Raw genomic sequence first — 26198 nt, forward strand, 5'->3', positions numbered from 1 at the left:
TTTATTACGAATAGAAGAGTAGGAGGAGTAAATGTATCTAAAGTATTTAAGATTTTTAAAATAGTTTAGATAAATTGTTGACATATTTAAATCACAATGTTACAATTATATTACAAAAATATTTCTTTATATTTCTAAAATATTACAAAGGAGTAGAAAAATGAAAAAGAAAACCTATATCAAATTGATGGCAGCGACTGTATTAGCTTCTACCTTGCTACTGGGAGCTTGTGGAAATAAAAAGGAAACAACTCAAGCAAGCAGTTCTGCTAAGACAAGCCAATCATCAAGCTCTAAAGCAGCTTCTGCTAGCAAAGAAAGCAAGACTCAGAAGTCCTCAAGTTCAGCTTCATCTGAAAAGGCTAAGGCATCTACTGATCAATCTTCAGCAACTGCAACGCCATCACAAGCGGCACCTGCACCAGAGCAAAGACAGGGTCAAGAAGTGTCTAATCAACAGGCGGCTAGTCAACAAACTTCTGCTCAGACTCCTTCAACTCAACAAGCTCCTCAAGCCCAGTCTAACCAATCAAGCTATGATCCTACAACTGACCGCAAACTTCAAGACAAACAAGCAGAGCAAAATAAACGCTACAAGGGTGTTTTAACCATGGTAGATGGTGATTTCTCAGCTGCAGCGGGCAATTGGAAGGGAGCAAATGGCGAAACTATCACAGTTTCATCAGGAGGTCAATTTACAGTAGAATCTTCTGATGGAAAGAAAGAAAATTACTCTATCAAAGGCTATTCTTATACTCTTGATGATGGTAAGTATAATGCCAAAATTGGTGGAGGGAAAGTTATCCAAATTACAACAGGAGCGGATGGTAAGGTTTCCAGTGTTGCTTTGAGTCAATAATAGCTCTCAGTATTTGAATTTTTACAATCAAAGAAAATCCGTCAGCTCAATAAGAGTTGACGGATTATTTTATATTTGGGTTAAAAATTCTTCTGTAGTAAGAATTTGAGCAAACTCATCTTGTAGAGAAAGGAGATTAATCTCATGGATAGTCTCAGGAGAGATGGTCTGACCGTTTTTGTTAGATAGGGTAAAACTAGCAGTAGCATCTGCTAGTAAAGTGACTTCAAAACCAAGATTTGCTGCCATTCGTGTCGTAGTAGATATACAATGAGGCAGGGTCAAACCAACAACGACTAAATGACAAATCTGATTTTTTCGTAAATATGTTTCAAGATTTGTTCCAATGAAGGCGCTATTAACCGTTTTTTGAAAGACAGGTTCTGCAGTAACTGGCTCAAATCCACTTTTAAACACCTGATTTTGTTTGTTATGAAATTGCGACTGGGGATTGTCAGATATGTGTTGAACATGTAAGATTGGAAGAGCGTGCTTACGAAAGTATGCCAGTACCCTCAATGCTTGTTGTTCAGCTTGAGGGTTGTTCCGTTCTCCCCAGATAGGGTTATCAAATGCTTTTTGCATATCGATAATCAGTAGAGCAGTATGAACCATTTTAAGCCTTATCCAACTGCAAGAGAGCCTCAATCTCTGCCAGAGTGCTAGCTTGTGAAATAGCTCCACGGAGTTTGGCTGCGCCAGATGTTCCACGGAGGTAGTGAGGAGCGAGGCCACGGAATTCACGAACTGCTACGTTTTCTCCTTTGAGGTTAATCAAGCGTTTCAAATGTTCGTAGGCGATTTTCATCTTGTCTTCAAAGGTCAAATCAGGGAGGATTTCTCCTGTTTCAAAGTAATGGTTGATTTGGTTGAAGAGGTAAGGATTTCCCATAGCAGCGCGGCCAATCATGACTGCATCAGCACCGACTTCTTCGATGCGTTGTTTGGCTTCTTGGACTGTACGGATGTCACCGTTGGCGATAAATGGAATCTTGGTCAGAGCTTGAGCTACGTTGTGCAAGGTCTCAAGGTCTGCATGACCTGTATACATTTGTTCACGGGTACGGCCATGCATGGCGAGGGCAGAAACACCTGCAGCTTCAGCAGCGAGGGCATTTTCTACTGCGAGAGATGGGTCAGCCCAGCCGGTACGCATCTTGACAGTAAGTGGAATATCAAGGACAGACTGGACCTTGTTGATGATAGAGTAGATCTTGTCTGGATCCTTGAGCCACATAGCGCCAGCTTCGTTCTTCACGATTTTATTAACTGGGCAGCCCATGTTGATATCCACGATATCGGTTTTGGTGTTTTCTTGGATGAATTCTGCTGCGCGTGCTAGGCTGTCTTCATCACTACCAAAGAGTTGGATAGAGACAGGGTTTTCGCCTTCGTCAATATGAAGCATGTGCAGGGTTTTTTCGTTGTTGTATTGGATTCCCTTGTCAGAGACCATTTCCATTACAACGAGTCCAGCTCCGAGCTCTTTTGCAATAGTACGAAAGGCTGAGTTGGTCACGCCAGCCATGGGTGCTAAAACGGTACGATTGGGAATCTCAACATTGCCAATCATAAAAGGTGTATTAAGATTTGTCACGAATGAGTTCCTCCAGGTCGTTTTCATCAAAGTTATAGGTAGTTTGGCAGAATTGACAAGTGATTTCTGCTCCGTGGTCTTCCTCTTTCATTTCCTGTAAGTCTGAGCTTGGAAGGCTAGCAAGAGCGTTCATAAAGCGTTCATGGCTACAGTCACATTGGAAACGGATTTCTTCTTCAGAAAGACGCTTGTAGGCCTCGTCACCGTAGATTGCCTTGAGGAGGGCTTCGATATGGTCTTCGCTTTCGAGAAGGGTTGAGATAGCTGGCATTTCTTGGATGCGTTTTTCAAAGCGAGCAATCTCTTCTTCCTTGGCTCCTGGCAAGACTTGGACTAGGAAACCACCTGCAACCTTGACCTTGTCTTCCTCGTCCAAAAGGACATTGAGGCCGACTGCTGAAGGGGTTTGTTGGCTTTCGGTCAGGTAAAAGGCCAGGTCTTCACCGATTTCCCCAGAGATGAGGGGAGTCATAGAGTTGTAAGGATTTCCAGTACCGTAGTCTGTGATAACGAGGAATTGACCATTTCCAACAAAAGGTCCAACTAGGACTTCACCAGTTGCAGTCTTTTTGATGTCAACACCAGGATTTTGAACGTAGCCTTTGACGTTCCCCTTGGTATCAGCAACGGTGATAATGGCTCCTAGAGAGCTAGATCCCAGTACCTTCACTGTTAGTTTGGTATTTCCTTTTTCATTGGCTGCGAGAATCTGGCTAGCGATAAGAGTTCGACCAAGCGCTACAGTTGAGCTAGCTTGGGTTTGATGTTTTTCTTGAGCAGTGCGGACGGTTTCTGTGCTATCAAGGACAAAAGCACGAAAGGCTCCGCTTTCTGATATTGTTTTAATAATTTTATCCATAGCTACTATTTTAGCATAAAAATGCCCAAAGGGGGAGCCGTGTGTTTGCTGTTTCTATGGAATAATGACCAGGAAATCAGCATGAAAATAAAAAGAGAAACAGATTATTTCAGCATTTGTAAGATTTATGCTATGCTTAAGGTAGAAAATGAAAGGGGTAACAAATGTATTTAGGAGACTTGATGGAAAAGGCTGAATCGGGCCAATTTTCAATCCTTTCCTTTCTATTACAAGAGTCTCAGACGACCGTCAAGTCTGTAATGGAGGAAACAGGATTTTCAAAAGCAACCCTAACTAAATATGTCACTCTGCTCAATGATAAGGCTTTGGACAGTGGTTTAGATCTGAACATCTCCTTAGAAGATGAAAATTTGCGTCTGTCAATCGGTGCAGCTACCAAGGGGAGAGATATCCGGAGCTTGTTTTTGGAGAATGCTGTTAAATACCAGATTTTGGTTTATCTTCTCTACCACCAACAGTTTTTAGCCCACCAGCTGGCTCACGAATTGATGATTAGCGAGGCTACGCTTGGTCGCCATTTGGCAAGTTTAAATCAGATTTTGTCAGAATTTGATTTATCTATTCAAAATGGACGTTGGCGAGGTCCAGAGCATCAGATTCGCTATTTCTATTTCTGTCTTTTCCGCAAGGTCTGGTCTAGTCAGGAGTGGGAAGGTCACATGCAGAAACCAGAGAGAAAGCAGGAGATTGCTACACTAGAAGAAATTTGCGGTGCGAGTTTGTCTTCGGGGCAGAAGTTGGACTTGATTCTCTGGTCCCACATCAGTCAACAACGTCTACGGGTCAATGCCTGTCAGTTTCAAGTCATAGAAGAGAAAATGCGAGGGTATTTTGACAATATTTCCTATCTTCGTTTGCTGAGAAAGGCTCCGTCCTTTTTTGCTGGGCAACACCTTCCTCTCGGAATTGAGGATGGTGAGATGATGATTTTCTTCTCATTTCTCCTATCTCATCGTATTCTTCCTCTTCATACTATGGAGTATATTCTTGGATTTGGAGGGCAGTTGGCAGCTTTACTGACGCAATTGATTCAAGAAATGAAGAAGGAGGAGTTACTGGGTGATTATACAGAGGACCATGTTACCTATGAACTCAGTCAGCTTTGTGCTCAAGTCTATCTTTATAAGGGCTATATTTTACAGGATCGCTACAAGTACAAGTTAGAGAATCGTCATCCATATTTACTGATGGAACATGATTTTAGGGGGACGGCAGAGGAGATTTTTCATGCTCTACCTGCCTTTCAGCAGGGGACGGATCTGGATAAAAAAATCCTTTGGGAATGGCTTCAGTTGATGGAGTATATGGCAGAAAATATAGGCAAGCATCTGAGAATAGGGCTAGATCTAACAGCAGGCTTCCTTGTTTTTTCGAGAATGTCAGCCCTTTTAAAACGATATTTGGAGTACAATCGCTTCATTACCATCGAAGCCTATGACCGTACTCGTCATTATGACTTGCTGGTTACAAATAACCCTATCCATAAGAAAGAACAAACACCTATCTACTATTTGAAAAATGATTTGGACATCGAAGATTTAGCTACGATCCGTCAGATGCTATTTGCCTAAAAGACCTGATTTTTCAGGTCTTTTTTGTGAAATTCGCACAATCTCCTCACTTTTTTTTAAAATTTTAAAAAAATTGATAGACAGGAAAGCGCTTTATTTTGTATACTAGTTAGTGTAAAGAGGAAACATCCTCAAGATCTTTATCAGGAGGACAGCACATGTCACAAGAAAAATACATTATGGCCATTGACCAGGGAACTACAAGTTCTCGTGCCATTATTTTCAACAAAAAAGGAGAAAAAGTTAGCTCGAGTCAAAAAGAGTTCACTCAGATTTTCCCTCAGGCAGGTTGGGTTGAGCATAATGCTAATGAAATTTGGAACTCTGTTCAGTCAGTTATTGCGGGTGCTTTCATCGAAAGTGGTGTGAAACCAAGTCAGATTGAGGCAATCGGGATTACCAACCAACGTGAAACAACGGTCGTTTGGGATAAGAAAACAGGGCTTCCTATCTACAATGCTATTGTTTGGCAGTCACGCCAGACAGCACCTTTGGCTGAACAACTGAAAAGCCAAGGTTATGTGGAAAAATTCCATGAAAAGACTGGTTTGATCATCGATGCTTACTTCTCTGCGACCAAGGTTCGTTGGATTTTAGACCATGTAGAGGGCGCTCAAGAGAGAGCTGAAAAGGGTGAATTGCTCTTTGGTACCATTGATACTTGGTTGGTTTGGAAATTGACTGACGGTGCGGCTCACGTGACCGACTACTCAAATGCAGCCCGTACCATGCTTTATAACATTAAAGAACTTAAATGGGATGATGAGATTTTGGAAATTCTCAACATTCCAAAGGCTATGCTTCCAGAAGTTCGTTCTAACTCTGAAATCTACGGTAAGACAGCGCCATTCCATTTCTACGGTGGAGAAGTGCCGATATCAGGTATGGCTGGTGACCAACAGGCAGCCCTCTTTGGACAGTTGGCCTTTGAACCTGGTATGGTTAAAAATACTTATGGAACAGGTTCTTTCATCATCATGAATACTGGGGAAGAGATGCAGTTGTCTGAAAACAATCTTTTGACAACCATTGGTTACGGAATTAACGGCAAGGTTTACTATGCCTTGGAAGGTTCTATCTTCATCGCAGGAAGTGCCATTCAGTGGCTTCGTGACGGTCTTCGCATGGTTGAAAATTCACCAGAATCTGAAAAATACGCTCGTGATTCTCACAACAATGATGAAGTTTATGTCGTTCCAGCATTTACAGGTTTAGGTGCTCCATACTGGAACCAAAACGCTCGCGGTTCTGTCTTTGGATTGACTCGTGGAACAAGTAAGGAAGACTTTATCAAGGCAACTCTTCAATCAATTGCTTATCAAGTGCGTGATATTATCGATACGATGCAAGTGGATGCTCAGACAGCTATACAGGTCTTGAAAGTAGACGGTGGTGCAGCTATGAATAATTTCCTCATGCAGTTCCAAGCTGACATCTTGGGAATCGATATTGCACGCGCCAAAAACTTGGAAACAACAGCTCTAGGAGCAGCCTTCCTAGCTGGTTTGTCAGTAGGGTACTGGAAAGACTTGGATGAGTTGAAACTCTTGAACGAGACAGGAGAACTCTTTGAGCCATCTATGAACGAATCTCGCAAGGAACAACTCTACAAGGGTTGGAAGAAGGCTGTGAAAGCAACCCAAGTCTTTGCGGAAGTAGATAACTAATATTGGAAGAATAAAGTGACTCAGATAGAAAGTGTGTAAATATGGAATTTTCAAAGAAAACACGTGAATTATCAATTAAAAAAATGCAGGAACGCACCTTGGATCTCTTGATTATTGGTGGCGGGATTACAGGGGCTGGTGTAGCTTTGCAGGCGGCAGCTAGCGGTCTTGAGACTGGATTGATTGAAATGCAGGACTTCGCAGAAGGAACATCTAGCCGTTCAACAAAATTAGTTCACGGAGGTCTGCGTTACCTCAAACAATTCGACGTAGAAGTGGTGTCAGATACGGTTTCAGAACGTGCAGTGGTTCAACAAATTGCACCTCACATTCCAAAACCAGATCCAATGCTTTTACCAGTTTATGAAGAAGATGGAGCAACCTTTAGCCTCTTCCGTCTCAAAGTAGCTATGGACTTGTACGACCTTTTGGCAGGGGTTAATAACACACCAGCTGCTAACAAGGTTTTGAGCAAGGAAGAAGTTTTAGAACGCCAGCCAAACTTGAAGAAAGAAGGCTTGGTAGGAGGTGGGGTTTACCTTGACTTCCGTAATAACGATGCGCGTCTCGTGATTGAAAACATCAAACGTGCCAATCAAGACGGTGCCCTCATTGCCAACCACGTTAAGGCAGAAGGCTTCCTCTTTGACGAAAGTGGCAAGATTACAGGTGTCGTAGCTCGTGATCTCTTGACAGACCAAGTCTTTGAAATCAAGGCCCGTCTGGTCATTAACACAACAGGTCCTTGGAGCGATAAGGTACGCAATTTGTCTAATAAGGGAACCCAATTCTCACAAATGCGTCCAACTAAGGGAGTTCACCTAGTAGTGGATTCAAGCAAGATCAAGGTTTCACAGCCAGTTTACTTTGACACAGGTTTGGGTGATGGCCGTATGGTCTTTGTTCTCCCACGTGAAAACAAGACTTACTTTGGTACAACTGATACAGACTACACAGGTGATTTGGAACATCCGAAAGTGACGCAGGAAGATGTAGATTATTTACTTGGCATTGTCAATAACCGCTTCCCAGAAGCCAACATCACCATTGATGATATCGAAAGCAGCTGGGCAGGTCTTCGTCCATTGATTGCAGGCAATAGCGCTTCTGACTACAATGGAGGAAATAACGGAACCATTAGCGACGAAAGCTTTAACAACTTGATTGCGACTGTTGAATCTTATCTTTCTAAAGAAAAAACGCGTGAAGATGTTGAGTCTGCTGTCAGCAAACTTGAGAGCAGCACATCTGAGAAACATTTGGACCCATCTGCAGTTTCTCGTGGATCTAGCTTGGACCGTGATGACAATGGTCTCTTGACTCTTGCTGGTGGTAAAATCACAGACTACCGTAAGATGGCTGAAGGAGCTATGGAGCGCGTGGTTGACATCCTCAAAGCAGAATTTGACCGTAGCTTTAAACTTATCAACTCTAAGACTTACCCTGTTTCAGGTGGGGAATTGAACCCAGCAAATGTTGATTCAGAAATCGAAGCCTTTGCGCAACTTGGAGTGTCACGTGGATTGGATAGCAAGGAAGCTCACTATCTCGCAAATCTCTATGGTTCAAATGCACCGAAGGTCTTTGCCCTTGCTCACAGCTTGGAACAAGCACCAGGACTCAGCTTGGCAGATACTTTATCACTTCACTATGCAATGCGCAATGAGTTGGCTCTTAGCCCAGTTGACTTCCTCCTTCGCCGTACCAACCACATGCTCTTTATGCGTGATAGTTTGGATAGCATTGTGGAGCCAGTTCTGGATGAAATGGGACGATTCTATGATTGGTCAGAAGAAGAAAAAGCAGCCTACCGTGCGGATGTTGAAGCAGCCCTTGCTAACAACGATCTAGCGGCATTGAAAAATTAAGAAAAACTAGAAGAGAGGGAGACAAGCCTTCCTTGCCTTCTCTCTCCTTCTTTAAAATGGAGACAACGATATGATGAAAGAATTATTTGGTGAATTTTTAGGGACCTTAATCCTGATTCTTTTGGGAAATGGGGTTGTAGCAGGAGTGGTTCTTCCGAAAACGAAGAGCCATAACTCAGGTTGGATCGTCATTACTCTTGGTTGGGGGATTGCAGTTGCAGTGGCAGGCTTTATCTCTGGCAAGTTAAGTCCGGCACATTTGAATCCAGCGGTGACGATTGGGGTTGCTCTTAATGGTGGACTAGCTTGGGCATCTGTGATTCCTTATATCATCGCTCAATTTGCTGGAGCCATGGTGGGGCAAGTCCTTGTCTGGTTACAGTTCAAACCGCATTACCTAGCAGAAGAAAATCCTGGAAATATCCTTGCAACCTTCAGTACAGGTCCAGCTATCAAAGACACTACTTCCAATCTAATCAGTGAAATCCTTGGAACCTTTGTTTTGCTATTGACCATCTTTGCACTTGGTCTTTATGACCTTCAAGCAGGACTTGGTACTTTTGCCGTTGGTACCTTGATTTTAGGGATTGGTTTGTCTCTCGGTGGAACTACAGGCTCCGCTCTCAACCCAGCTCGTGACCTTGGACCTCGCATCATGCACAGCATCTTGCCAATTCCAAACAAAGGAGACGGAGACTGGTCTTACGCTTGGATTCCTGTTGTGGGACCTGTTATTGGTGCAGCTTTGGCCGTTCTTGTATTCTCACTTTTCTAACCTAGAAAACAATTATGCTGATAAAGCTTGAGATGAAAATCTCAGGCTTTTTTTATTGAGTATAACTTCTTAGAGCTAGCCTCCAACGATAATAATTCCTTCAAAAAGTAGGAAGAATAAAGGCAATAGCTTTTGCTTTTTTATGTGAAAAATCTCACTTTTGTTTTCTGCTATTTTATGCTAAAATATTAAAAATCAAATTTTAATTCTAAAGTTGGTAACTAAGATGGGAGCGTTACATGTCTAATTCATTTATTAAGTTGTTAGTCTCTCAATTGTTTGCAAATTTAGCAGATATTTTCTTTAGAGTAACAATCATTGCTAACATATACATTATTTCAAAATCAGTAATTGCCACATCACTAGTTCCCATTTTAATAGGGATATCCTCTTTTGTTGCGAGTCTTTTAGTTCCTTTAGTTACTAAAAGGATAGCGCTCAATAGGGTTTTATCTTTCTCTCAATTTGGAAAGACTATATTATTGGCGATACTGGTAGGAATGTTTACCGTAATGAAATCAGTAGCGCCTTTGGTAATCTATCTATTTGTTGTTGCAATTTCTATATTAGATGGTTTTGCCGCACCTGTTTCTTATGCTATTGTGCCGCGCTATGCAACTGATTTGGGTAAGGCTAACTCAGCCTTATCAATGAGTGGTGAAGCCGTTCAATTGGTGGGGTGGGGGTTAGGTGGACTCTTGTTTGCAACAATTGGTCTATTACCAACCACGTTTATAATTTTGATGTTGTATATCATTTCTAGCTTTCTGATGTTATTTCTTCCTAAGGCTGAAGTGGAGGTGCTAGAGTCAGAGACAAATCTTGAAATTTTGCTCAAAGGTTGGAAGTTAGTTGCTAGAGATCCTAGATTAAGACTTTTTGTATCAGCAAATTTATTTGAAATTTTCTCAAATACTATTTGGGTTTCGTCTATCATACTTGTCTTTGTAACGGAGTTATTAAATAAAACGGAAAGTTACTGGGGATATTCTAATACAGCATACTCTATTGGGATTATAATTAGTGGCTTAATTTCTTTTAGGCTATCTGAAAAGTTCCTTGCTGCTAAATGGGAAAGTATTCTTTTTCCTCTTGTAGCCATGGCAATAGTGACACTGACTATTCTATATTTTCCAAATGCACAGATGTTTTTAGTATTTTCAGCTCTAGTTGGGATGTTATCGCAGCTAAAAGAAGTTCCTGAAAGTGTATTTCTTCAGGAAACAGTAGAGGAAAATCATTTGGTTAATGTCTATTCCGTTCTTGAAGTGATTTCGACATTAGCATTTTCAGTATTTGTTTTGCTAATGAGCTATATTACTGAGAATTTTGGTATTAGCATCAGTTTTTGGATATCAGCCATTTGTCTGATGATAGAAGCTATTTTAATTTATATCAGACGAGATTATTTTAGGTGAGAGACTAGTTAAAAAGTCTTGAAAAATTAGAAAAGCGCATAGTATCGGGTGTTGAAAAAACTTGATATCGTGCGTTTTATTATGGGAAGATTTACTTCATTTTCTACTGAAATTGAGTTTTTGTCCAGCCTCACTCTATTTAAAATATACATAGAAAAACCGCATAATCCTTAAAATAAGCTGAAATCTAGTGAAAATGTACGGCAAACAATTGAAAAATTACCCTATAAAGTGGTACAATGGTAGAAAAATACTATAGTAAGAGTTCATCTTATTTAGCAAAAATTACAGAAATGAATGGTTTTTCTTGATGAAACAGAGAAAAGAATTGTACCTCTTTCTTGGTAGGACAGCCTTGTATTTTCTTATCTTTCTAGGGCTGCTTTACTTCTTTAGCTATCTTGGTCAGGGTCAAGGAAGCTTTATCTATAATGAATTTTAACTTGAAGGAGAATCCCTATTGTGTCAAATAAACCAATAGTAGATATGATTGAAACCATTGAGCATTTTGCTCAGACACAGCCTAGCTATCCTGTCTATAATGTTTTGGGGCAGGAACACACTTATGGAGATTTGAAGGCTGATTCGGATAGTTTGGCTGCAGCTATTGACCAACTGGATTTACCAGAGAAGTCTCCTGTGGTTGTTTTTGGTGGCCAAGAATATGAAATGTTGGCAACCTTTGTTGCTCTGACTAAGTCAGGCCATGCCTACATTCCCATTGACAGCCATTCGGCTTTGGAGCGAGTTTCGGCTATTTTAGAAGTAGCAGAGCCAAGCTTGATTATTGCTATCTCAGACTTTCCATTGGAACAGGTTTCTACGCCAATGATGACTCTAGCTCAGGTTCAAGAAGCCTTTGCTCAAGGGACTAGTTATGAGATTACGCATCCAGTCAAGGGTGATGATAACTACTACATTATCTTTACGTCTGGTACGACTGGTAAGCCTAAGGGAGTGCAGATTTCTCATGATAACCTCCTCAGCTTTACCAACTGGATGATTACGGATAAGGAATTTGCGACGCCAAGTCGTCCGCAAATGCTGGCTCAGCCACCTTATTCATTTGACCTGTCCGTCATGTACTGGGCACCGACCTTGGCACTGGGTGGTACGCTCTTCGCTCTTCCTTCAGCTATTACTCAGGACTTTAAGCAACTCTTTGCGACCATCTTTTCATTGCCAATCGCTATCTGGACATCAACCCCTTCTTTTGCAGATATGGCCATGTTGTCTGAAGACTTTAATAGCGAGAAAATGCCTGGAATCACGCATTTCTACTTTGATGGCGAAGAATTGACGGTTAAAACGGCTCAAAAACTGCGCGAACGTTTCCCAAATGCCCGTATTATCAATGCCTACGGCCCAACAGAAGCGACAGTAGCCCTATCAGCAGTTGCTGTGACAGACGAGATGCTAGCGACTCTCAAACGCCTACCAATCGGCTATACCAAGGCTGATTCTCCAACCTTTATCATTGATGAGGAAGGCAATAAACTGCCAAATGGCGAACAGGGAGAAATCATTGTTTCTGGGCCAGCTGTGTCAAAAGGCTATATGAATAATCCTGAAAAAACAGCGGAAGCCTTCTTTGAGTTTGAAGGTCTGCCAGCCTATCACACAGGCGATGTGGGAACTATGATAGATGAGGGCTTGCTTCTCTACGGCGGACGCATGGACTTCCAAATTAAGTTCAACGGTTACCGAATTGAGTTAGAAGATGTCTCTCAAAACCTTAATAAGTCTCGCTTTATCGAGTCTGCTGTTGCTGTTCCACGTTATAACAAGGACCACAAGGTACAAAATCTGCTGGCCTATGTCATCTTAAAAGACGGTGTGCGTGAGCAGTTTGAGCGAGATATTGATATTACCAAGGCTATCAAGGAAGATTTAACAGATATCATGATGTCCTACATGATGCCGTCTAAATTCCTTTACCGAGACAGTTTGCCACTGACTCCAAATGGAAAGATTGACATCAAAGGATTGATTAACGAGGTGAATCAGAGATGATGGAGTTCTTTCAACAGCTTCCTCATTTAGAGCCATACGGCAATCCTCAGTATTTTGTCTATGTGATTGCTGCAACCTTGCCTATCTTTATCGGCCTCTTTTTCAAGAAACGCTTTGCCTGGTATGAAGTGTTGGTTAGTCTCTTCTTTATCGTCACCATGTTGGTAGGTGGGAAGACTAATCAGTTGGCTGCCTTGGGTATTTACCTTTGCTGGGAGATATTGCTCCTGCTTTTCTACAAGCACTATCGAAAAAGTAAGGATGGCAAGTGGGTCTTCTATCTAGTCAGTTTTCTATCCCTCCTTCCGATTATCTTTGTCAAGGTGCAGCCAGCTATCAATGGAACGCAGTCTTTGCTTGGGTTTTTGGGAATTTCTTACCTGACCTTTCGTTCGGTTGGGATTATCATCGAGCTGAGAGATGGAGTGATTAAGGATTTTACCCTCTGGGAATTCCTCCGTTTCCTTCTCTTCATGCCGACTTTTTCAAGTGGCCCAATCGATCGTTTTAAGCGATTTAATGAAAATTATCAGACCATTCCTGAGCGAGATGAGTTGATGGATATGCTGGATGAATCTGTTCGCTATATCATGTGGGGATTTTTGTACAAGTTTATCCTAGCTCATGTTTTAGGAGAGACCTTACTCCCTCCTCTGAAGAATCTAGCCCTGCAGTCAGGTGGCTTCTTTAACATCTATGCCTTGGCAGTTATGTATACCTTTGGTCTGGAGCTCTTCTTTGACTTTGCAGGTTACTCTATGTTTGCCTTAGCCATCTCAAACTTGATGGGAATCCGTAGCCCCATCAACTTTAAGAAACCTTTTTTATCAAGGGATTTAAAGGAATTTTGGAATCGTTGGCACATGAGTCTTTCTTTCTGGTTCCGTGACTTTGTCTTTATGCGAATGGTGATGGTATTGACCAGAAAGAAGATCTTTAAGAATCGCAATGTAACCTCAAGTGTGGCCTACATTGTAAATATGCTGATTATGGGATTTTGGCACGGTGTGACCTGGTACTATATAGCCTATGGACTCTTTCATGGAATTGGGCTGGTCATCAATGACGCTTGGGTTCGTAAGAAAAAAACACTCAATAAGGAACGGAAAAAAGCAGGGAAGCCTGCTCTACCTGAGAATCGCTGGATTCAGTTGCTTGGCATGGTTATCACCTTCCATGTCGTCATGCTGTCATTCTTGATCTTTTCTGGATTTTTGAATGATCTATGGTTTAAAAAATAAAAGGAAATAAAATATGGATATCAAATCAGAAGTTATCGAAATTATTGATGAGTTGTTTATGGAAGATGTTTCTGACATGATGGATGAAGATCTTTTTGATGCAGGTGTCTTGGATAGTATGGGAACGGTTGAATTGATTGTGGAGATTGAAAATCGCTTTGACATTCGTGTCCCTGTTACAGAGTTTGGTCGTGATGACTGGAACACAGCTAATAAAATCATAGCTGGTATTGTGGAGCTACAAAATGCTTAAACGCTTATGGATGATCTTCGGACCGGTCTTGATAGCTGGTTTGTTGGTTTGTCTGCTCATCTTTTTCTATCCTGCTGAGATGCGCCATGATTTGGGAGCTGAGAAGCGTTCGGCGGTGGCTACTACTATCGATAGTTTTAAGGAGAGGAGTCAAAAGGTCAGAGCTCTATCTGATCCAAATATGCGTTTTGTTACCTTCTTTGGCTCCAGTGAATGGCTTCGTTTTGACGGTGCCCATCCTGCAGTCTTGGCTGAGAAATACAACCGCTCTTATCGTCCCTATCTTTTAGGACAGAGGGGAGCTGCCTCGCTCAATCAGTATTTTGGGATGCAACAGATGTTGCCACAGCTAGAGAATAAACAAGTTGTATATGTTATCTCGCCCCAGTGGTTTAGTAAAAATGGCTATGAACCAGCAGCTTTTCAGCAGTATTTTAATGGAGACCAGTTGACCAGTTTTCTGGAACATCAATCTGGAGATCAGGCTAGTCAATATGCAGCGACTCGCTTACTGCAGCAGTTTCCCAACGTAGCTATGAAGGACCTGGTTCAGAAGTTGGCAAGTAAAGAAGAATTGTCGACGGCAGACAATGAAATGATTGAATTATTGGCTCGGTTTAATGAACGCCAAGCTTCCTTTTTTGGTCAATTTTCAGTTAGAGGCTATGTCAATTATGATAAGCATGTAGTTAAGTATTTAAAGACCTTGCCAGACCAGTTTTCTTATCAAGCTATAGAAGATATTGTTAAAGCAGATGCAGAAAAGAATACTTCCAATAATGATCTGGGAATGGAAAATTATTTCTATAATACGCAGATTAAGAAGGATTTGAAGAAATTAAAGGATTCTCAGAAAAGCTTTACCTATCTCAAGTCGCCAGAATATAATGACTTGCAGTTAGTGTTGACACAGTTTTCTAAATCCAAGGTAAACCCGATTTTTATCATTCCACCTGTTAATAAAAAATGGATGGACTATGCTGGTTTACGAGAAGATATGTACCAACAAACGGTGCAGAAGATTCGCTACCAGTTAGAAAGTCAAGGGTTTACCAATATAGCAGATTTTTCTAATGACGGTGGGGAAGCTTTCTTTATGAAGGATACCATTCACCTTGGTTGGTTAGGTTGGTTGGCATTTGATAAGGCCGTTGATCCCTTCCTATCCAATCCCACCCCAGCTCCGACTTACTATCTGAATGAGCGCTTTTTCAGTAAAGATTGGGCGACTTATGATGGAGATGTCAAGGAATTTCAATAGACGGATTACAAAATAATCAATGATATAACTCTAAAGGTTAGATGACTAGTCTAATTTTTAGGGTTTTTCTTTTATGCTAATAAAAATGTGTATTTATAGATATGGGTGTTTAAAAAGAATGACCTTCATCTAGCTAGAGACCCCATATAGTGGTATAATTTAAGAAACATAATGAAAATGACTTTAGTTTAGCTGGATTAATCGTTTTGGGTATGAATACAGAGGGGAAAAGATGGATATAGATAGAACTATTTCAGTACAGATTCAAGGTTTGTTGGTTTTTGAAAGTCCTCTTCATCATGATGAGCGTGGTTATTTTTTAGAGAATTGGCGAAAAAAAGATTTAGTTGCAAATGGGGTGCCAGAATCATTCTTTCATCATAAACTTCAAAATAATGTGTCTGTTTCAAATCAGGGAGTTATCAGAGGGATGCATTGTCAGGGTTATGAAAAATTGATGACAGTAGCCTATGGGACTTTCAAAATGATTTTTATCGATCTACGAATAGATTCTCCAACTTACAAATCTGTAGATGTGATAGATGTCAAACCTGGTAGGGCTGTTTTTGTTCCTGGTGGAGTTGCCAATGGAGCGCAATCGCTGGTTGATAATGGAATATTGAATTATTTAGTTGCTGATTATTATGATCCACATAAAAACTATCTAGGAATTACACCTCTAGACAAAGATGCTAATTTGTCGTGGGATGCTCTTTTAAACCCAATCATTTCTGAAAAAGACCAAGCTTCTAAAACATTCAAAGAAGTTCTTGACATCATTGAATCAAGTAAGAAGAAAGTTGCCTTAATTGGCTCGACGGGTGCAGTTGGGAAAGTTTTATTTGATACATTAAGGAAGCAATCTGATATTGATTTAAGTTGTTTCAATAGAAATAATATTGAAGACGCTTTGAAAGGTTTTTATGATGTGGTGATTTGTACTGCTCCGTCATCAGAAAAATTATTAACCAATTTAGGTTTGAAAAACGATGATGCGGAAATAGAGAAATTAGTAAATGTTCTAAAAAATATTCAGACAGGTCATATGATTTTAGTGTCCACTAAATCTGTATTTGATAGTGGCGTCAGATATAGCGCTATTCATCAAAAGATTTATAATAGCGTGATTGAAGCTCATAAAAATAGCAATACTATTTATATTATGGACACCTTATATGGAAAGACACTGAAAAAGGGCTTTATTCATGATTTGCTTTCTAGACAATGGACTTATATTTCAAATGATATTGTTTTGGATAAGCCTGAGTTAGGAAAATATTATCAAAAAGTAAATGATCAGTTGTGGGTTTTACTAGAGCCTCTTCCAGATGAACTGTTGAGGGATTTAGAGCCGATTTCTGATATTTATCCTGATGAGATGTGCTATCAAGTAACAGCAATAAATGATTTGGCTCGTCATCTAGTATCGAATTTAAATAGGATTGATGGAGTGAAATTGGGTATCGATAATTCTGAAATTTTTACAGGTAGACAAATAAAGAATTTATTAAAAAATCCTGACGCTTCTACTTTGGGACAATACTTTACAAAGCAAAAAGGAGATTCTAATCTTGAAAATTTACGAAAATAATAGAGGTTTTCAACTAGGAAATTTGCTCTATCTTCTACTACAAGCGCATAGAGATCGGATGATGGGCTATGAGGAAAGTTATGTCTTACGAACAGGATATTTTCAGTTTGCCCAAACCTTTTTTCCAAAAACCGCTGTCTTATTTTCAAAAGCAAATGGTACCGAATTAGAAGATTTTGGTTATTTTCAAGAGGCAGGTGTTGACTATTCTTCAGAAGAATTGGACTCTTTTTGTAGAGAGTATTTGATTGAACCAGTGGTAGCAGCTTCCGCTCTATTTGAAGAGAAAAATGTGACCATTGCCATTAGAAGAACGGATTTTCTCAATGAACGAAATAGAAAAAATTACGGTTATAATTCTCAGTTGTATATCGGTTCTTGTTTAGAGAAGATAGCAGCAATTGAAGGGGATAAATTCCAACAGTTAACCATCCGAATTACTTCAGACGATGTTGCCTGGTGCCGCGAAGAATTGGTACCTTTTCTCCATTCTCAGTATCATTTTGAAAACCCGATTATAGTTGAGGAGCAGGATATTCAAGACAACTTTTTACAGCTATATAGTTGCAATAAGTATTTTATTTGTCCCAATTCGACCTATTGTTACTGGGTAGGCTATATTTTAAGATTAACAAAGCCTTTTGTAAAAGTGTTTGTTCCTGATTTTAATACTTTACTTGAACAAAATGGGAAACAAATTGCGGATACAAGAGAATGGGAAGTTGTAAGTGTTGACCGTACTGGCTTTGAGTAAAATGTGTTAAAGGAAAAATAGATGAACTATAAAAATATCGTTGTGACTGGTGGAGCTGGTTTCATTGGTTCAAATTTTGTTCGATACCTAAAAGAGACTTATAAGGATATTCAGATTACGATTTTGGATAATTTGACTTACGCCTCTTCGATGAAAACAATCGAAGATTTATTGGATGATAGGGTATCGTTTTATAAACTGGATATCGCAAATGAGTTGGCATTAAGCAACTATATCGATGAAGGAGTTGATTTGATTGTTCATTTTGCAGCAGAATCTTTTAATGACAAGTCTTTGCACGATACGTCTGTTTTTGTGAAAAGTAATATTGTCGGGACGCACAATCTTTTAGAGTTAGCTAGGAAGTATGATATCCGTTTCCACCATATTTCAACAGATGAGGTTTATGGGGATTTCCCATTAGAAAGTAAGGATAAATTTACTGAAAAAACGCAGTACAATCCAAGTTCTCCCTATGCTGCTACAAAGGCTTCTGCTGATCTATTAGTGAAAGCATGGGTTCGTTCTTTTGGGGTTAGGGCTACGATTTCCAACTGTTCAAACAACTATGGACCCTATCAAAATCCTGAGAAATTTATCCCAAGGCAAATCACCAATCTTTTAACTGGACAGCAGGCAGTTCTATATGGAGCAGGACTGAATATTCGTGATTGGATTCATGTCAAAGATCATTGTCGAGCTATTGACACCATTATTGATAAGGGCGTTATTGGTGAGACCTACTTGATTGGTGTAAATAATGAGCGAACGAATGTTGAAGTTTTACAGAAAATCTTGTTGCAGTTAGGAAAATCTCAGGAAGATTTCAAGTATATAGCAGATAGACCAGGGCACGACCTTCGTTATGGAATTGACGCAAGTAAGTTATATACTGAATTAGGTTTTACACCTCTCTACGTGGATTTTGATAAAGGCTTAAAAGAAGTTATCCATTGGTATCAAGACCATGAAGATTGGTGGCAAGAGATGATTGCACAAAAGCAAGATGCTAAGTAAGAGTTTGTAAGAATGTTATGAGGAGTTAAATTTGGAGAATATAATTTTTTGTTCATCTCCCTTCCAGGTTTTAGTTGCTAAAGAAGTTGTACAGACTGTTTCAGAAGACTTTATCGGGATTTATCTAAAGATGTCAAATGATACGAGACAGACTTTTTATGCTGAACGGATGGCAGAATTTTGTAAGGAAGTCCTTGTTTTAGAAGGAAAGACAGTCTTCAATGATATTCAGGAAGCCTTAAAAGACAGGGCCATCAGTAATCTCTATCTAGCAAGCTTAGACAATCCTGTAGCTCTTAGCGTCTTTAATCCAAGTACAATGAATTTGTATACTTTTGATGATGGTAGTACTTCCGTTGTACCTCTCAATCTCTATACACAAAATCTTGAGAGGGGCATTCCTTATACAAACTTTACCTTGAGAGAGGTTATGTCTTTGTCAAATAGACATTATACGGTATTTGAGGACTGTATCCTCTTCCCAAAAGAGAAGCAGGTTTTTCTAAAGCTTCATCTTGAACCAAGTCATTTTCATAGGGCTAAAAATGGCAAGAAAATAAGTGTTTTTCTGGGGCAATTTCTAGGCTCTCTCCTTTATCAGGAAGATTTGGAAATTACCCAAAAATTGACTGCTAAAATTTTAGATGAACAGAAGATTGATTATTACTATCCCCATCCAAGAGTGCCTTTGAATCCCTATCAAGATAAATTGAAAGAAACTAGATTTTGCTTTGAAGAAGAAATTTATCTTTTGCTAGAGGAGTATGAGTTCGTTGAGGTACATGGTTTTTACTCAACTTCGCTTTTATTGGTCAAAGATATAGAGGGTGTATCGGTTCAGGGGTATCGGACTTTTTTAACAACTCATGAATCAAATGTTTTTGCAAACCGAGGTGTGCCCTATCAAAATGTATCTCAATCGGACACACCTGTTGATATTGTCATGCCTGTCTATAATGGAGCTGAAACCATTAGTCAAACGATTGATTCTGTTTTAAATCAAACCCATCAAGCCTTTCGACTGTTAATTGTGGATGATGGTTCGACAGATAATACAGAGGAAGTATGTAAGCCATATCTAGTAGACGAGCGAATACAGTATATTAGGGAAGATCATAAAGGGATTTCAGAAACGTTAAATCGTGGAGTTAGTTTGTCTCAAACGGCTTATGTAGCCAGACAAGATGCAGATGATGTATGGATGCCTTGGCACTTAGATCTTCTCTTGCAGGAGTTAGAGAAAAATCCTCAACTCGACCTTATCGGGGCTAGAGTTGTCGCAGAAGAAGATGCTATAACAGATAAAATTAAACGGAATCAATCTCATCATTTATCAGGAGAAAAATTGTGGTTAGAGCTTGCTTATCAAAATGTCTTTAACCATTCAACCGTCATTTTTAAACGCTCTGCCTATGATGAGGCAGGAGGCTATGATGCTAAGTGTGATGGGTTTGAAGATTGGCATTTATGGGCTCGCATGGTCACAAAGGACAATGCTTTAGTGTTGAATGTTATGACAACTTACTATCGCTTATCGGAGCGTCATAAACGAGGAATGGCTTTCCGTGCAAGACTAGCAAAAAGTCGTGGATTAAGATTGGAAGATGTATTGGACTAAACTATGGTGAAAGTATTTACAATAAAGGAAGGCGTTCCTATAAGCACTTATGGCTTTGAAAGAAGTCAATTGGCGCGTCAAGAAATTTTTAAAAGTCTGCAAGTAGAACAAGAAATTGTTTTAACAAATCTGGATAATTTTGTACCGAATTTTGTAGAAACATTGGAAAAACTTGGTTTTGAAAACTTCTATCATGTTATTTTTGATCAATCAGATTTGGCTAGACAAAATCCGATTGTGGAGAAATCATTTATTCAGGGACTAGTTAATGTCAGTGAAGTCGAGTACACAAAAGAGGGATATGTAGGACTCGTTCATTATCAAAATGGAGATGTAGAATGTTATACCTCTCAATTACTGTATCGATTCCAATATCAAGAAAATCTTTTTACTCTTTATGATAGTAAAGGGGAGTTGCTAAAAGGTGATGTGAGTGAAAATTACCATTCTTACCAAAACCTAAGAAGTGGGGAAACCTACACTCAATGGCAGTTAGTTAGTCTCTATCTAGCCAACAATTCTACAGTGAAAGATTGCTTTATCATTGATATGGTCAATGAATATCCTCTTCAATTGAGGAAATTTTTCCAAAATACCGGAAGAAAGTTATTTGCTTATACTCACTACAATATCCTAGATCCCATGATGAAGTTTGTCTTGCAAGGGTGGTGCCAAAATATCGTTGCAAGTCCAGTTTTGGAGCAACTAATAGGGAAAGAAAAGGTTTGTTTTTTGCCTCCAATGTTTGTGGATGGAGTTTTGGAAAAAGAATATACAAGAGTCACCGATTGGTGTATCGTTGGCAATATGACGATGATAAAACGGTGTGCCTGGGCGATTGAGGCTTTTCGGCAAGTGCCGGATAGCCAGTTAACGATTTATGGTAACTTACCAGATGGCTATAGCCAGAAAGACTTGCCGTCGAATGTCCATTATGCAGGTTTTCTAGAAGAGGTCCCTTATGAAAAGCACCAAGGCTATCTCTCTTGTTCTATGAGTGAATGCTTTGCCAATGCGGCTGTAGAAGCATCTGCCAGGGGGTTGATCTGTCTTTTGTCTGATACAGATTTAGCTCATAGATACTATAAGAGTCAGTCCAAAGGTGTCACAACATTTGGTGACATTGGGGAGTTACTCTTGTGGCTCATTGCTTATCAAAAAGAAGGTCGTTACTCGTCAGCAACATTCTCTAAGGCTTATCAAAAAAAGGAAATTCTGGATATGTATAAGTATGTATTATCCTTAGAAATATGATATAATTGAAAGCGTAAAACTTTCTTAGTTTTATAGTTCTTAGCGCACATTTTATAGATTCAAAATATAAAAAACAATGAAATTTTAGGAAGGCGATGTTTTATGTTTCATACTGATAGACAGGAGAAATTTTCTCTTCGTAAGTATAAAGATGGTCGAACAGATTCCAAGTTAATCGGTGCAACGATTTTGGCAACAGGTGTGGCTTTAGCTGTTGGTGCAAGCCCAGTAGCTGCTAATGTTACTTCTAATGGTACAGATACTGCTACAATGGTGACCGATACATCGAAAGTAGCTTCAACATCAGCCACAACTTTTACAGATGATAAAGATGCATCTAAAACTGTAAAAGTTGATGCAGTACTAGAAAAAGGAACTGCCGAACCGACAAAAGCCAATAGCAATACAGGCGATGCTGATGGGACTGATACGTTAAATGTTAAATCAGAAGCGACTGTCAATTACAAGTTGGATTCTGATAAATCATTACTAAAATCAGAAACAGTAGAAGCGGGAACAGGTACTGTAAAAACTCCTTATGATAAAAAAGGTCTTGCTTACGATACAGACGGTAAAGACTACCGTGAATCAACTGTAACTCAACCAGGAACTCTTGTCTCAAAAGATACTGGTAAGAAAGACACAGTAGAAGCAAATGGTAAGGTTTATGAGTACGCTGGAAAATCTGAAGTAGAAGGTGCTGATAAGCTTACTTATGATAAAACGCATTTCAACGATATTGAAGCAGCAGTCTCTCCCGAAGGAATGCATAACAAACTAGGTGAGATTGACTATACAAAAACAAAAGGCAAAGTTTACTTAGTTGAAGAAACAGCTGATGGACAATACGGTAAGTATGTTGTAGCAGATAATGGAGTAACTAGCGATGAAGATGCTGTTACAAAATGGAATGATGGTCAAGCTGATGCTAAAGAGTTTACTAAGGCTAATGTAACTCTTCAAAAAGGTGATACAGTTCTTGTTCTTGATAAAGATACGTATGCAGTAGGTCAAGGTAAATCTATTAAAAAAATCAAAAAAGGAAATATTACTTTCTCAGTAGAAGGAAAAATAGAAGTAACAAAGAAAGACAGAGGCTATTTCTCAACTTATATTGTAGACGACTATACTTTTGATGGACCTAAAGTCAACCATTATTATACACCTGGCGCAGATGGAATTTATGGGACTGCTGATGATGTAGAAAAAACACCTAGCGAAGATCCTACTTACGCATTATTAGGTTTTGGAACTGGTTATTCTGGGTCTGAAGTACAAAATTTAGCAACAGGTGATGAATATAGTTATGATTATAGACTAAATAAATCTCAATCATCATTAAAAGATATTTTAAAAAATTATACGGTTGCTAATTATAAAGCTTTAGAGTTCTTAGAAGGAAAAGCGACAGATGCAACTGAAAGAGAGAAAGTTCAGGCGGCTAAAGCGCGTTTAGATGCACATCTAAAAACTTTAGAAGATGATATCCAATCTGGGAAAGTGGAACTAGGATTGATAAAAACTGGGAGACGTGCTGGGGAATTTGTTTTGCATGCTCCTATAGACCTTAATACAGGGTATATTTCATCTGCTTCTGAAGATAAATTCAAAAAAATGTTAGCAGGTTTTCCGGAAATTATTGGAGAAGTATCGGTTACTGCAGCTAAAACAGATACTACAGAACTTCAAGATGGTAAATATAGAGACATCCACACGACTACAGTATATAAATATACTCCAGATGATTATTCTCCACACGCTTACATTGATGTTATAACAACTAAAAAAATTAAAGAGTACACTGTTTATACTGGTAAGCCAGATGACTATATTCCATTAGTGGAAACTGAACCTGATAAAGAAACGACTGTAACTACGTTAGTTAATAAAGGAAAAGTTGAAATTGCTGCAGACGGTACAGTAACAGTTACAGGAGATGCAAAAGTAACAGATGAAAAGTATATTCCTACAGAAACTGTTGCTGAAAATAAATACATCATTAGTGGTGATAATGGTACAAGAACTCGTACAGAAACAACTGAATCAGCGACATTCACTAAAAAAGAAATTATCACACCAATCCGCGCTTACAAGGTAATGGGTGAAGAAAAACCAGTAGTAACTCATTACTACAACTTAAAAATCACAAAAGAAGAAGCGGGAACTGCAACGGCTACTAAACAAGGTAGCGTCGTTATCAAGTACGTCACAACTGATGGAAAACAATTAAAAACAGAAACTGATAAAGATAATGTTACATTAGAAACAAAAACTATCGTAAGCTTATATTCAGGTGAAACAAAAGTTGACGAACGCACTGATGTTAAAACAGTAGAACAAAACTATGACACGACTCCAAAACAATATCCAACTTTAGTAGATGCTGATACTGGATTCACATACGAGTATGTAGGGTTAAAACAAGGTTCTCCAGCTGCTAGCGGTAAAGTAGTAGAGGGAACAACAGAAGTTGTTTACGAATACCGTCTAGTAAGTGAAGAAGAAAAAACTCCGTCTAGCTCAGTTGTTACTAAGACAGGTTCTGTTGATGTGAAACATGTTGTGATCAACGAAGATGGAAGTCTAAAAACATTAAAAGAAACAGAAGTAGTAAAAGATAAAGTACCAGTTGAGTATGAAGATACTTATGTAACTTACTCAAAAGGTGTAAAAGTATCTGAACGTAAAGAAAAACGCGCAGTTACTGAAAAATACGACACTACTGATAAACAATACCCAACGCTAAAAGATGAAACTACAGGTTTAGTTTATAAATATGTAGCTCCAACATCTGACTCAGCTCCAGCAGCAGGTGACGTAACTGAAGGTGAAAAACACGTTATTTATAGTTATACTCTAGATAAACAAGAAGAAACTACACCGACAGTAACGGAAACGAAAGGTTCGGTAGTTGTTAAGTATGTAGATGCTGATGGTAATGAAATCAAAGACACAGAAAATGTAGTAACAGACGCAGTTGTGAAAACAACGAAAACATACGCTACTAAATCAGGTGATGTTGTCCTATCAACACGTGATGAAGTAACAGAAAATGATGTAAACTACAATGCTGCTGAGAAAAAAGTAGATACAATCACTAAAGATGGTAAGAAATATGTCTTCCGTGGTGTGTACGAAGTTTCTGATAAATTCAGCAACGTAGTAGAAGAAACAGGTAAGGTAAAAGAAGGAACTACGACAGTAGTATACCAATACGATTACGTTATTCCAGTAGACCCAACTAAACCTAACGAAGGAGAAAATACTCCTCCAAAACCAGAGGATAAAATTCCTAACGATCCAAAAGGTCGCACATACAAAGATTTAGGTCTCTTAACAGAAGTGAAACGTAATATCACTTATGTTTACGAAAATGGACCAAAAGCAGGACAAGAAGCAAGTGCACCAGTTGAACAAAAAGCACGCTTCACAAGAACTGCAGAAATCAACAGTAGAACTGGTGAAGTGGTCTACACAAGTGAGTGGACTAAAGAACAAAAACTTGCAGAAGTAGTATCACCAAAAATCGATAAATATGCAGTTGATAAAGAAAAAGTAGCGGAATTAGCAGTAACGCATGAATCAAAAGATTCAGCAGTTGTTGTTAAGTATTCTCAGAATAAACCAAACAGTGTACGTGATTACGCAAAAGATAAAAAAGGAACAGTTATCGTTAAATTCGTAGATATTAATGAAAACTTCCTTGCGGATGATGTAGTAGCTAAGAACAATGTAATTGTAGCTGAAGCGACAACTACAATTATTGACGGCAAAGAAGAAACTACATATAAAGCTACCGGAGAAGAGTATGCTGTGACAGCTCCTGAGACTATCGAGGTAGATGGAGTAACATTCAAACTTAAACGTGTTTTTCCAGCTGGTGATAAATTCAAAAATACTGTAGAGGAAAAAGGTTTAGTTAAAGAAGGAGTAACTACAATTGTTTACCAATATGTAATGCAAATTGATGCTCCAAAAGTTGAAGTGCCAGAATTTGAAGGTGGAGTAGTTCCGTTAGATCCGCCAACTGTGGAGATTCCAGAGCTGAAGATTCCTGAAGAACCAAAACCACAGCCAGAGCCAAATCCAATTCCGACTCCAACTCCAGCTCCTGCACCTACACCACAACCAGCTCCAACACCTCAACGAAACGAGACTCCAAAACCACCTGTACCTGTGGCGGAAGATTCGGGAACACCGGCAGTTCCGAACAAACCAGTACCTTCAAATTACAATCCGGATGGAAACACTTATCCAGCTCCATCAACTGAGGTAGCTCAATTGCCAAATACTGGTACGGAATCGAACGCAGCCTTGGCAGCATTCGGATTTGTTGGAATTTTGAGTGGTCTAAGTATCGTTCTTCGTAAGAAGGATAATGAGTAAAATTTGTTCAAAATTTTAATGAGTTTCTAGTTATAAATTCTAGACCTCTTGAGTGAGGTAAGGTATGTATTTGGAGAAGGCTTAGGCCTTCTCCATTTTATATATAATTTGAATAAAAAAGTGTTGTGTCTTCTACAATAGATTCAGATGACGGGCGACTTATGATGGAGATGTC

Annotated in this window: 20 protein-coding genes; 17 read left to right on the forward strand and 3 right to left on the reverse strand. The window is 39.3% G+C overall.

Translation table 11 applies throughout. The features are described from left to right. The first annotated feature begins 160 nt into the window (after positions 1-160). Entirely contained in the window at positions 161-859 is a 699-nt protein-coding gene (locus ABKJ27_RS00300; RefSeq protein ID WP_247939257.1) for a hypothetical protein, read from the forward strand. 69 nt (positions 860-928) lie between these two features. On the opposite strand, the gene ABKJ27_RS00305 is transcribed toward ABKJ27_RS00300, so the two are convergent. The 3 genes from ABKJ27_RS00305 to hslO are packed head-to-tail and all read right to left on the reverse strand — an operon-like array spanning position 929 to position 3315. After that, positions 929-1474, reverse strand: a complete 546-nt coding sequence (locus ABKJ27_RS00305) for a cysteine hydrolase family protein (protein ID WP_394865309.1) — start codon at positions 1472-1474, stop codon at positions 929-931. Position 1475: 1 nt separating this feature from the next. Beyond that, positions 1476-2456, reverse strand: coding sequence for a tRNA dihydrouridine synthase DusB (gene dusB, locus ABKJ27_RS00310; protein ID WP_020902632.1), 981 nt, complete (start codon positions 2454-2456; stop codon positions 1476-1478). Next, positions 2443-3315 carry an Hsp33 family molecular chaperone HslO gene (gene hslO, locus ABKJ27_RS00315; RefSeq protein WP_000357854.1) on the reverse strand — a complete coding sequence of 291 codons (873 nt, stop codon included), beginning with the start codon at positions 3313-3315 and terminating at the stop codon, positions 2443-2445. The genes dusB and hslO overlap by 14 nt, the downstream gene beginning before the upstream one ends. Positions 3316-3479: 164 nt before the next feature. Between hslO and ABKJ27_RS00320 the strand changes: the two genes are divergently transcribed. The 16 genes from ABKJ27_RS00320 to ABKJ27_RS00395 all read left to right on the forward strand — a co-directional run bounded on the left by ABKJ27_RS00320 (position 3480) and on the right by ABKJ27_RS00395 (position 26023). Next, the gene (locus ABKJ27_RS00320; protein ID WP_410011788.1) at positions 3480-4907 is read left to right on the forward strand and encodes a helix-turn-helix domain-containing protein; all 1428 of its coding nucleotides are present in this window, start codon (positions 3480-3482) and stop codon (positions 4905-4907) included. A gap of 158 nt (positions 4908-5065) precedes the next feature. Further along, positions 5066-6574 (forward strand): glycerol kinase GlpK, encoded by a 1509-nt coding sequence (gene glpK, locus ABKJ27_RS00325; protein ID WP_265465461.1) that lies wholly within the window; start codon positions 5066-5068, stop codon positions 6572-6574. A gap of 41 nt (positions 6575-6615) precedes the next feature. After that, positions 6616-8442 carry a type 1 glycerol-3-phosphate oxidase gene (gene glpO, locus ABKJ27_RS00330; protein WP_410011789.1) on the forward strand — a complete coding sequence of 609 codons (1827 nt, stop codon included), beginning with the start codon at positions 6616-6618 and terminating at the stop codon, positions 8440-8442. Between the two features lie 70 nt (positions 8443-8512). After that, positions 8513-9217, forward strand: a complete 705-nt coding sequence (locus ABKJ27_RS00335) for an MIP/aquaporin family protein (protein ID WP_410011790.1) — start codon at positions 8513-8515, stop codon at positions 9215-9217. Between the two features lie 239 nt (positions 9218-9456). Then, positions 9457-10635, forward strand: a complete 1179-nt coding sequence (locus tag ABKJ27_RS00340; RefSeq protein WP_410011791.1) for a ryptide export MFS transporter — start codon at positions 9457-9459, stop codon at positions 10633-10635. A 310-nt stretch (positions 10636-10945) separates the two neighbouring features. Then, a complete protein-coding gene (locus tag ABKJ27_RS00345; protein WP_000813667.1) occupies positions 10946-11077 on the forward strand; it encodes a teichoic acid D-Ala incorporation-associated protein DltX in 132 nt (43 codons plus the stop codon). Positions 11078-11097: 20 nt separating this feature from the next. Then, on the forward strand, positions 11098-12648 hold the full coding sequence (gene dltA, locus ABKJ27_RS00350) for a D-alanine--poly(phosphoribitol) ligase subunit DltA (RefSeq protein WP_410011792.1): 1551 nt from the start codon (positions 11098-11100) through the stop codon (positions 12646-12648). Next, complete coding sequence (gene dltB / locus ABKJ27_RS00355; protein WP_410011793.1) at positions 12645-13889, forward strand: D-alanyl-lipoteichoic acid biosynthesis protein DltB; 1245 nt, start codon at positions 12645-12647, stop codon at positions 13887-13889. Before dltA ends, dltB begins: the two co-directional genes overlap by 4 nt. A gap of 13 nt (positions 13890-13902) precedes the next feature. Next, entirely contained in the window at positions 13903-14142 is a 240-nt protein-coding gene (dltC, locus tag ABKJ27_RS00360; protein WP_000351967.1) for a D-alanine--poly(phosphoribitol) ligase subunit DltC, read from the forward strand. Beyond that, a complete protein-coding gene (dltD, locus tag ABKJ27_RS00365; protein WP_410011794.1) occupies positions 14135-15403 on the forward strand; it encodes a D-alanyl-lipoteichoic acid biosynthesis protein DltD in 1269 nt (422 codons plus the stop codon). Before dltC ends, dltD begins: the two co-directional genes overlap by 8 nt. Positions 15404-15635: 232 nt before the next feature. After that, a complete protein-coding gene (locus ABKJ27_RS00370; protein WP_410011795.1) occupies positions 15636-16994 on the forward strand; it encodes a dTDP-4-dehydrorhamnose 3,5-epimerase family protein in 1359 nt (452 codons plus the stop codon). Next, complete coding sequence (locus tag ABKJ27_RS00375) at positions 16975-17748, forward strand: alpha-1,2-fucosyltransferase (protein ID WP_410011796.1); 774 nt, start codon at positions 16975-16977, stop codon at positions 17746-17748. The genes ABKJ27_RS00370 and ABKJ27_RS00375 overlap by 20 nt, the downstream gene beginning before the upstream one ends. Before the next feature lie 21 nt (positions 17749-17769). Further along, entirely contained in the window at positions 17770-18765 is a 996-nt protein-coding gene (gene rfbB / locus ABKJ27_RS00380; protein ID WP_238096055.1) for a dTDP-glucose 4,6-dehydratase, read from the forward strand. 31 nt (positions 18766-18796) lie between these two features. Beyond that, a complete protein-coding gene (locus tag ABKJ27_RS00385) occupies positions 18797-20383 on the forward strand; it encodes a glycosyltransferase family 52 (RefSeq protein WP_410011797.1) in 1587 nt (528 codons plus the stop codon). A 3-nt stretch (positions 20384-20386) separates the two neighbouring features. Beyond that, positions 20387-21637: a glycosyltransferase family 4 protein gene (locus ABKJ27_RS00390; protein ID WP_000241437.1), complete on the forward strand. Its 1251-nt coding sequence runs from the start codon at positions 20387-20389 to the stop codon at positions 21635-21637. Positions 21638-21739: 102 nt separating this feature from the next. Continuing rightward, positions 21740-26023, forward strand: coding sequence for an SIALI-17 repeat-containing surface protein (locus ABKJ27_RS00395; protein WP_410011798.1), 4284 nt, complete (start codon positions 21740-21742; stop codon positions 26021-26023). Positions 26024-26198 lie beyond the last annotated feature (175 nt).

Source organism: Streptococcus sp. KHUD_011 (assembly GCF_046352925.1).
Classification (GTDB): domain Bacteria; phylum Bacillota; class Bacilli; order Lactobacillales; family Streptococcaceae; genus Streptococcus.